This is a genomic window from Pedobacter humicola (assembly GCF_056490705.1).
On the sequence record NZ_JBWJIG010000043.1, the window covers coordinates 1 to 988 of the forward strand.

Annotated in this window: 1 protein-coding gene; it reads left to right on the forward strand. The window is 39.0% G+C overall.

The window, feature by feature from the left end:
- Nucleotides 1–596: 596 nt before the first annotated feature.
- Nucleotides 597–988: cupin domain-containing protein (locus AC04Q1_RS26445; RefSeq protein WP_478367519.1), on the forward strand; the 392-nt coding region annotated here is incomplete at its 3' end.

The window sequence follows — 988 nt, forward strand, 5'->3', positions numbered from 1 at the left end:
AACGGTACGTACAGTGGTGTGAGAGGACAGATAGGGAACTAATCCCTATCTTCCTACTCGATTATCTTTAGCTCGGTTTTGAAATTATTTTCCTGTCTGCCGTATTTACAGCTATAATTATACAGGATAATATTCGCCAGCCTTGCAAATAATGTTTTTGAACCCGGACTCCGATTTTGAGAGTGGCATATTTGCAATCAAATTGTTTGTCCTGAAAATATGTGCTGCTAATAAGCAGTTCGATGGTTGTAGGATTTGCTTTGTCTAAAAAGATTGCCGTGTTTAAATATGTGCTATACCAGTCGCTAAGCGTAATCAGGGCTACGATTTCAAGATAATGTTTCTATCCCGTGAATAAACTTACCTGAACGAGTGATCATCACCTTTGTATCTTTTTGTTAGTTGGTCATGTTACTACTAATCCAATTTGGCAGACGCAACGTCGACATCTGACAGTCTTGGGATCCAATTACCAGGCAACATCAGATGGAGCTTTGATTTTCCAATGCTGCAAATGTTTTAATTCAGTAGTTTTCCGGAGATTCTTATAAACTAATTTGGGGATTTTATCAATCTTTGTGAAATTGAAACGAAATATGGAACTGATAGAAAACGGAGCAGATTATTGGGTGACAAAACTTGGACTACAGCCACATCCAGAAGGTGGTTATTATAGGGAGGTTTACCGGTCCGCTGATGAGGTTTCGGAAACAAAAAGCGAAAGAAAAAAAAGTGCCGTTACCTCCATCTATTATTTACTTGAAAAAAGTGATTTTTCCTCTTTTCACCGAATATCTTCAGATGAAATCTGGTACTTCCACAAAGGAGATGCGTTGATCATACATACTCTGGAAAATGACCTGCAATTGAACAGTATTGAGCTTTCCGGAGACCAATCAGGTGTTTTTTCTCATGTGGTAAAAGGTAGTAAATGGTTCTCTGCGGAACTGAAGGAAAAAAAGGGTTTTGCTCTGGTGAGCTGCGCGGT